We start from the raw sequence: 7,780 nt of genomic DNA, 5'->3' as shown, positions 1-7,780 counted from the left end.
AGGAGGACCCGCACGACGGCGCCGCGGGGTCCGGCGCGCCGGACCCCGCACCCGACCGTGCACCTGCAGGCGTGGTCGACTCCCTCCTCGCCCCGGCGACGTGGCGCAGGGCCGCGCAGGCCGTGCGTGGCGGCCTGCGGTGACCGCGGCGGCCCGGCGGTCGCTGCGCGTCGGGCTCGTCGTCGCCGCCCTCGTGCTGCTGGTCGCCGTCGCGGCGGCCTGGCTCGCGCCCGGCGCGGGCGCCGACGTGCTGGAGCCCACGGCGCCCGCGTCGCCCACCGCGCCGGTCGACCCGCAGGACGCGGGTAGCAGCGTGTCGGTCGAGATCAACGGGCCGAACGGCGAGCCCTCGTCGTCGCTGGTCACGCTGGTCGGGATCACCCTGCTGTCGCTCGCCCCGACGCTGCTGCTCATGATGACGTCGTTCACCAAGATCTTCGTCGTCCTGGCGCTGACGCGGAACGCGCTCGGCATCACGGTGCCGCCCAACATGGTCCTGGCCGGGCTCGCGCTGTTCCTGTCGCTGTTCATCATGTGGCCGGTCGTGACCCAGATCAACGACGTGGCCGTGCAGCCCTACCTGGACGGCGGCATCACCTTCGGGGCCGGCCTCGACGCCGGCGCCGGGCCCCTGCGGGAGTTCATGCTCGCGCACACCCGCGAGGAGGACCTCGCGCTCATGACGCGCGCCGCGGACCTCGCGAACCCCGACACCCCGGCCGACGTGCCGCTGACCACGCTGGTCCCGGCCTTCGTCATCTCCGAGCTGCGCGCGGCGTTCATCATCGGCTTCGTCGTCTTCGTGCCGTTCCTCGTCATCGACCTCGTGGTGTCCGCCGCCCTGATGAGCATGGGCATGATGATGCTGCCGCCGCCGATGATCTCGCTGCCCTTCAAGCTGCTGCTCTTCGTGCTCGTCGACGGCTGGGGCCTCATCACGACGTCCCTCATCGGCTCCTACGGGGTGGTCTGACATGGAGACCGCCGCCGTCCTCGACATCGCCGCCCAGGCGCTCCTGCTCGCGGGCAAGCTCGCGGCCCCCGTGCTCGTCACGTCGCTCGTCGTAGGCTTCGCGATCTCCCTCGTGCAGTCCGTCACCCAGATCCAGGAGATCACCCTCTCGTTCGTGCCGAAGGCGGTGGCCGTCGCGGTCGCCCTCATCGTGTGCGGCAACTGGATGATCGGGGAGATGGTGTCGTTCACCCACGCGATGTTCGACCTGATCCCGACGCTGCTGAGCGGCGGCTGACGCGCGTGACCCTCGACATCGACCCGGGGTGGCTCGAGGCGACCCTGCTCGCCGGGGTGCGGATGGCCGCGTTCATGCTCCTTGCGCCGCCGTTCTCGCACAGCGCGATCCCGCCGCAGGTGCGCGCGATCCTCGCCGTCTCGCTCGGCCTCGTCGTCTCCGCCCGGGTGGCTCCCGACTTCACCCCCGTCGACACCGCGACGTTCGTCGCGTACGTGGCCGCGGAGGCGCTCACCGGGGCGATGCTGGGCGCGCTCGTCATGATCGTCCTCTCGGCGATCACGGCCGCCGGCTCCTACCTCGACCTGTTCGGCGGGTTCTCCCTCGGCATCGCGTTCGACCCGCAGACCAACGTCAACGGCGCGCAGTTCGCGCGCCTGTTCGCGCTGCTCGCGGTCGTGCTGATGTTCGCGTCCGACGCGTACCAGCTCGTGGTGCTGGGCCTGGCCCGCTCCTACGAGGCCGTGCCCGTCGGCGCGATCGCCGCCGTCCCGGCCGAGTCCTTCGTGTCGGCCCTCACCGGGTCGTTCGTCGCCGGGCTGCAGATCGCCGGCCCGATCATCGTCGTGCTCTTCCTGGCCGACGTCGGCCTCGGGCTCGTGAACCGCGTCGCCCCGGCGCTCAACGCGTTCGCCATGGGCTTCCCGCTGAAGATCTTCCTCACGCTCGCGCTGGTGGGCACGGTGCTGGTCGCGATGCCGCACGTCGTCGCCACGCTCACCGACCAGGCCGTCGGGCGCGTGTCGGGGGTGGGCTGATGGCCGAGTCCGGGGAGGAGAGGACCGAGCAGGCCTCCGAGAAGCGGATGAAGGAGGTCCGCTCCAAGGGGCAGCTCGGCCGGTCGCAGGACCTCACCGCGTGGGTGGGCATGGGCGTCGCCGCGGCCGTCCTGCCGCTCACCGTCTCCCACGCGTCCGAGGCGGCGGCGGGGCAGGTGCTGTCGCTGCGCACGGTGATCGAGGACCCCGAGCCCGCCGTCGCGCTCGCGTACCTGCAGGACGCGCTCGGCACGGTGCTGCCGACCCTGGCGCCCCTGCTCGGCGCGGTCGCGGCGGCCGTGCTCGCCGCCGCCGTCGCGCAGGGCGGCGTGCACCTCAAGCGGCTCCGGGGCGAGTTCTCCCAGTTCAACCCGGTCAACGGGCTCAAGCAGACGTTCGGCCCGCAGGCCCTGTGGAACGGCGCGAAGGCCCTGCTCAAGACCGCGGTCGTGGGGACGGTTCTGTACGTCGTCGTGCAGTCGCTCATGCCCGTGCTGCTGTCCGCGGGCGCGCTGCCGCTGGCGTCGCTGATCGACGCGGCCTCGTCCGGGGTCCGGTCGCTGCTGGTGTGGGCGACCGCGGCCGGCATCGGGCTCGCGCTGTTCGACGTGCTCGTGGTGAACCGGCGCAACCGCAAGAAGACGCGCATGACCAAGAAGGAGCTCAAGGACGAGCACAAGAGCAGCGACGGCGACCCCCTCGTGAAGTCCCAGCGGAGGTCGATGGCCCGCTCGATGACCCGCAACCGCATGATCGCCGCGGTCGCCGACGCGGACGTCGTCGTCGTGAACCCCACGCACGTCGCCGTCGCGCTGCGCTACGAGCCCGGCCGGTCCGCGCCGCGGGTCGTCGCGCGCGGCGCCGACCACGTGGCGGCCCGCATCCGCGAGCGGGCCGAGGAGTGCCGCGTGCCCATGGTGCGCGACGTCCCGCTCGCCCGCGCCCTGCACGGGGCGTGCGACGTGGGCCAGGAGGTCCCCGTCGAGCTGTACATGGCGGTGGCACGGGTCCTCGCGTTCGTCATGGCGCTGTCGCGCCGCGGGGCCGCCGCGTCGTCCGTGCCGCACCGCATGACCCGCCCGGCCATCGGGCCGGGGGAGTGGCCGGCCGACGGTGCATAGGACGTCCCGACGGCGCCCCCGCGCGCCCCGGACCGGGAAGGACCAGCGCTCCGCGTGAAGAACAGATCCCTCGCCATGGTGGCCGTGCCGCTCGGCGTCGTCGGCATCGTGCTGCTGCTCGTCGTGCCCGTGCCCGCGGCGCTGCTCGACGTGCTCATCATCGTCAACATCCTGCTCACGCTCGTGATCCTGCTGACGTCGATGTTCGTGAAGAAGCCGCTGGACTTCTCCGTGTTCCCGTCGCTGCTGCTCGTCGCGACGCTGTTCCGGCTGGGCCTCAACGTCGCCTCGACCCGCCTCGTGCTCGGCGACGGGTACGCGGGCGAGGTGATCGGGGCGTTCGGGCACATCGTGGTCGACGGCAACCTCGTCATCGGCATCGTCGTGTTCCTCATCCTCGTGGTCATCCAGTTCCTCGTGGTCACCAAGGGCGCGGAGCGCGTCGCCGAGGTCGGGGCCCGCTTCACCCTCGACGCGATGCCCGGCAAGCAGATGGCGATCGACGCCGACCTCAATGCCGGCCTCATCAGCGAGAAGGACGCCCGCGCCCGCCGCGCGGAGATCTCCGCCGAGGCCGACTTCTACGGCGCGATGGACGGCGCCTCCAAGTTCGTCAAGGGCGACGCGATCGCCGGCATCGTCATCACGCTGATCAACCTGCTCGGCGGCATCGTCATCGGCGTCGCCATGCACGGGATGCCGATCATGGAGTCGGTCGACACGTACTCGATCCTCACGGTGGGCGACGGACTGGTCACCCAGGTGCCGGCGCTGCTCATGGCCGTCGCCACGGGCATGATCGTCACCCGGTCCAACTCGGCCGAGGGCGACGTCGGGTCGCAGGCCTCCAGCCAGCTCGTGCAGTCGCGCCAGGCCGTCGCCATCGCGGGCGTCACCGCGCTGGTCATGGCCCTCGTCGAGGGGATGCCCAAGCTGCCGTTCCTCGTGCTGGGGATCGGCCTGCTCGTCGCGGCCCAGCAGATCAAGGCGGGCCAGCAGCGCGCCGCGGCCGCCCGCGCCGCCGCCGAGCGGCAGGAGGAGCGGGAGGCGGCCACGCCGGACGGCCCCGAGGAGCTCATCGAGCAGATGCGCGTGCACGCCCTCGAGATCCTGCTCGCCCCCGACCTGGTCGACCTGGTCACCGGCGCGCACGACGACCTGCTGGGGCGGGTGCGCGCGCTGCGCCGCAAGATCGCGCTCGACCTCGGCGTCGTCGTGCCGCCCGTGCGCACCCGGGACTCGATCGACCTGCCCGCCTCGACGTACGCCGTGCGCATCGCGGGGGTCGAGGCAGGCCGCGGCCAGGCCCCGGCGGGCAAGGTGCTCGCGCTGGGCGACGACCTGGCGGCGCTGCCCGGGCAGACCACGGTCGACCCGGTCTTCGGCATGGCGGGCCGATGGGTCCCCGTCGAGATGCGGCACAGCGCGGAGATGGCCGGCGCGACCGTCATCGACCGCGTCTCCGTACTCGTCACCCACCTGTCGGCGCTCATCACGGCGAACGCCGGGCGCCTGCTGTCCCGGGAGGACGTGCGCGTGCTCACCGAGGAGGTCAAGCGCACCAGCCCGTCCGCCGTCGACGAGCTGACGCCGTCGCTGCTGTCCCTCGCGGAGATCCAGCGCGTGCTGCAGGGCCTCCTCGACGAGCAGGTGGCGATCAACGACCTGCTGCGCATCTACGAGGCGCTCGCGCTCGCGGCGCGGCGGTCCACGGAGCCGGAGCACCTCGTCGAGGCGGCCAGGGCCGCGCTCGGGCCAGCGGTCCCCGCGCGGCACACCGTCGACGGCACGATCGCCGTGGTGACCGTCGCCCCCGCCCTCGAGCAGGCCATGCTGGCGGGCCGCCAGGCGGGCGGCGACGCCGGGACGACGATCGTCCTGGACCCTGCGCGGCTGGACGCCGTCCGCACCTCCGTCACCGAGCAGGTGCGCGCCGCACGGTCCCGGGGCGCGGACCCCGTGCTCGTCTGCGCCCCCTCGCTGCGCCCCGCGGTCCACCGGCTCACGACGACCGCGCTGCCGGACCTCCCGGTGCTCTCCTACGCGGAGGTCGTCGCGGGGAACGCCACCGTCGAGACCGTCGGGGTGGTGACGGATGCCCCGGCGCTTGCCGCTCGAGGGTGAGTCCCTCGAGGCGATCCTCGCCGACGCGCGCCGCGCCCACGGTCCCGGTGCGCGGATCGTCTCCGCGGAGCGGGTCATCACCGGCGGGTTCCGCGGGCTGTTCGGCCGCCAGCACTTCGAGGCCGTCGTCGAGGTGGACGACGACGCGGCGCTGCCGCGGGCGGGCGGCACCGGGCACGTCGCCGGGCCGGTGACCTTCCCGGCGGCGCGGCGCCCCGGCATCGCCGCCCTGCTCGAGGAGGCCGACGGGGCCGACCGCCTCCGCCCGTCGCGGGCCGAGGACCTCACGGTGTCGACCGGCGGGGAGGACTTCGCGGCGCTCCTGGACGAGCTCGTCGCCGGCACCGGCCCCGCGGCGCCGCGGCCGGGCGGGGCGGCCCCGGCGGCGCCCGGCGACCTGGTCCTGCTGGTCGGGGCGGGGGACGCGGCCCTGCGCGTCGCGCCTGCCCTCGCCGACGGGCTCGGCGTCCTCGTCGCGCACGCCGCGGCCGGAGCGCGCGGCGACGCCTCCCCGGGGACGTCCCGCGCCCCCGTGCTCGACGGCGGCCGCGCCGCGACCGAGGCCCGCGCCCAGGGGGTCCGCGCCGGCGCCGCCACCGTGGTCGTCGCCGGCACGGGCGCCACGAGGGCGCCGGGCGGTGCCGAGCTGCGTCGCGCGGCGGCCGACCTCGGCCCGGAGCACGTGTGGGCGGTCGTCGACGCGTCGCGCAAGCCGGGGGACACGCTCGCCTGGTTGGACGCCGTCCGTCGGTACGTGGCGGTGGACGCGGTGGTGGTGGTCGGGCGCGGGCTCACCGCCACCCCCGAGACCGTGGACGACCTGGACCTGCCCGTGGTGTGGGACGCGGGCTGAGGCCCGGACGCCCCGCATAGGGACCTCGTCAGGACGACACACGACCGTCAGGAGGACGTCGATGCTGGTGCTGGGGCGCAAGGTGGGGGACCGGATCCTCATCGGGGACGACGTGGTCGTCACGGTGGTGAGCGCCGGCAAGGACGGCGTGCGGGTGGGCATCGACGCTCCGCGGCACGTCCGCGTGCACCGAGCCGAGGTGGTCGACCAGATCGCCGCCGACAACCGTGCCGCCGCGGCACCCGCCGCCGGTGCCGACGCCCGCGCGCTGCTCGGCCTCGGGCCCGCGGGCTGACCGCCGCCGGGGGGAGCGGCGTCAGTTCCAGCGGTGGCCGTCCCAGCCGGAGCCCGACCAGCGCTGGTCGCCCCAGTGCCCCCAGCCGCGGCCGTTCCCGCCACCGTGGCCCCGGTTGCCCTGGTGGCCCTTGGTGCCCTTGGTGCCCCTGTCGGCCTTGTCGGCCTTGGCCTTCGCCGCCGCCTTGGCCCGGGCGGCCTTGGCCTTCGCCGCAGCCTTCGCCTTGGCCTTGGCGGCCTTCTTCTCGGCCGCCTCGGCCTTCGCCGCCGCCTTGGCGTGCGCCCTGTCCGCAGCCTTCTTCGCCGCCTCGGCCCGCGCCGTCGCCCTCGCCTCGGCCTGCGCGGCCGCCCGCTGGGCGGCGCCCTTCGCGGCCGCGGCCCCGGTCCGAGCCTTCGCCGGGGACTCCCCGGCCGACGTCCGGGAGCTGCCGGCGGCGTGCGAGGACGCCGAGGACGACGGGGCGCGGTCGCCGCCCTGCGCGCCGCCCCGACCGCCCTGCGACGACGAGCGCTCGGACCCGCCCTGGCGCGCGGGCGCCTTCTCCGACGTCGTCGCGGGCCCGGCCGCACCGGTCGAGCCCGCTCCTGCCGCCGAGAAGGTCGCCGCTCCCGCGCCGCGCGCCCCGGCGGCGGGAGCCGCGGAGCCCCCGGCCGGGGCGGCCTGCGCGTCGTCGGCCCGGGCGCCGTCGGCGTGCGCCCCGGCGGAGGCCGCGACGGCCGGATCGGCGGTCGCCGTGCCGCCGTCCGGCCCGGTGCTCGGGCGCGCCGACCGCGCCAGCGTCACCTCGTCGGCGAGGGCGGAGGGGGCGGGGGTGATCGCCGTCCCGGCGACGACCTGGGCCGTGCCGTCCCCGCCGCCGGAGAGGCCGAGGGACGCCTGGACCGCGCGCACGAGGGGGAGGTCGTGGGTCGAGAAGCCGCCGAGGTCCGCCGCGGGGGCCAGCGCGGCGCCCAGCACGATCGTGGCCGTCGAGAGGGTGAACGCGGTGCCGAGCCGCGCGGTGCGCACCGTGCGGCTGCGGGCGGTGCCGGTGCGCCGGGTGGCCGACGCGGCGAGGCGGCGCCCACGCCGTGTGCCCGCGTCGTCGGCCCGCCGGCCGGCGGCGGGCGCGCACGACGCGAGCTCCAGCTCCGCGGCGGCCTGACGCAGCACGAGCAGCGCGGCGCGCTCGCGGGCGAGGCGGTGCCCGGGGGCGGTGGCGACGAGGACGCCCTCGGCCGCGGCCGCGCGCAGGGCGGCGGCGGCCTCGAGCTGCACGAGCGGAGCCCACGTACGGGCGTCGAGCGGCACGCCGGAGCGCGCGGCGCCCCGCAGCACCGCCTCCTGGACGTCGGCCACGACGGCGGCCGCGAGCGCCCGGTCGGCCTCGGCCACGCCTG

The 7,780-nt window shown here is 75.5% G+C and carries 7 protein-coding genes and 1 pseudogene; 7 read left to right on the top strand and 1 reads right to left on the bottom strand.

Features of this window, described 5'->3' with window-relative positions:
• The first annotated feature begins 139 nt into the window (after positions 1-139).
• From fliP to csrA, 7 genes are all read left to right on the top strand, one after another.
• The gene (fliP, locus tag ACFUVW_RS17830) at positions 140-973 is read left to right on the top strand and encodes a flagellar type III secretion system pore protein FliP (protein WP_430572644.1); all 834 of its coding nucleotides are present in this window, start codon (positions 140-142) and stop codon (positions 971-973) included.
• 1 nt (position 974) lies between these two features.
• Positions 975-1,250, top strand: a complete 276-nt coding sequence (gene fliQ / locus ACFUVW_RS17825) for a flagellar biosynthesis protein FliQ (protein WP_430572643.1) — start codon at positions 975-977, stop codon at positions 1,248-1,250.
• 5 nt (positions 1,251-1,255) lie between these two features.
• Positions 1,256-2,008 (top strand): flagellar biosynthetic protein FliR, encoded by a 753-nt coding sequence (locus ACFUVW_RS17820; RefSeq protein WP_430572642.1) that lies wholly within the window; start codon positions 1,256-1,258, stop codon positions 2,006-2,008.
• A complete protein-coding gene (locus ACFUVW_RS17815; RefSeq protein WP_430572641.1) occupies positions 2,008-3,129 on the top strand; it encodes a flagellar biosynthesis protein FlhB in 1,122 nt (373 codons plus the stop codon). The genes ACFUVW_RS17820 and ACFUVW_RS17815 overlap by 1 nt, the downstream gene beginning before the upstream one ends.
• A gap of 75 nt (positions 3,130-3,204) precedes the next feature.
• Positions 3,205-5,253, top strand: coding sequence for a flagellar biosynthesis protein FlhA (locus ACFUVW_RS17810; protein WP_430572645.1), 2,049 nt, complete (start codon positions 3,205-3,207; stop codon positions 5,251-5,253).
• Positions 5,237-6,106, top strand: a complete 870-nt coding sequence (locus ACFUVW_RS17805; RefSeq protein WP_430572640.1) for a hypothetical protein — start codon at positions 5,237-5,239, stop codon at positions 6,104-6,106. Before ACFUVW_RS17810 ends, ACFUVW_RS17805 begins: the two co-directional genes overlap by 17 nt.
• Before the next feature lie 61 nt (positions 6,107-6,167).
• Positions 6,168-6,401, top strand: a complete 234-nt coding sequence (gene csrA / locus ACFUVW_RS17800) for a carbon storage regulator CsrA (RefSeq protein ID WP_430572639.1) — start codon at positions 6,168-6,170, stop codon at positions 6,399-6,401.
• A gap of 21 nt (positions 6,402-6,422) precedes the next feature.
• On the opposite strand, the pseudogene ACFUVW_RS17795 reads toward csrA, so the two are convergent.
• Positions 6,423-7,780 (bottom strand): annotated as a pseudogene (locus ACFUVW_RS17795) (hypothetical protein); the annotation flags it as partial.

The organism is Isoptericola sp. NPDC057391, from assembly GCF_042668085.1.
In the GTDB taxonomy this organism is placed as follows: domain Bacteria; phylum Actinomycetota; class Actinomycetes; order Actinomycetales; family Cellulomonadaceae; genus Isoptericola.
This window is presented reverse-complemented; position numbering and strand designations above follow the sequence as displayed.

Excerpts from the sequence above, each read along its gene's own strand:
- fliQ (WP_430572643.1), top strand. The coding sequence starts at position 975 with ATGGAGACCGCCGCCGTCCTCGACATCGCCGCCCAGGCGCTCCTGCTC.
- ACFUVW_RS17815 (WP_430572641.1), top strand. The coding sequence starts at position 2,008 with ATGGCCGAGTCCGGGGAGGAGAGGACCGAGCAGGCCTCCGAGAAGCGG.
- ACFUVW_RS17810 (WP_430572645.1), top strand. The coding sequence starts at position 3,205 with ATGGTGGCCGTGCCGCTCGGCGTCGTCGGCATCGTGCTGCTGCTCGTC.
- csrA (WP_430572639.1), top strand. The coding sequence starts at position 6,168 with ATGCTGGTGCTGGGGCGCAAGGTGGGGGACCGGATCCTCATCGGGGAC.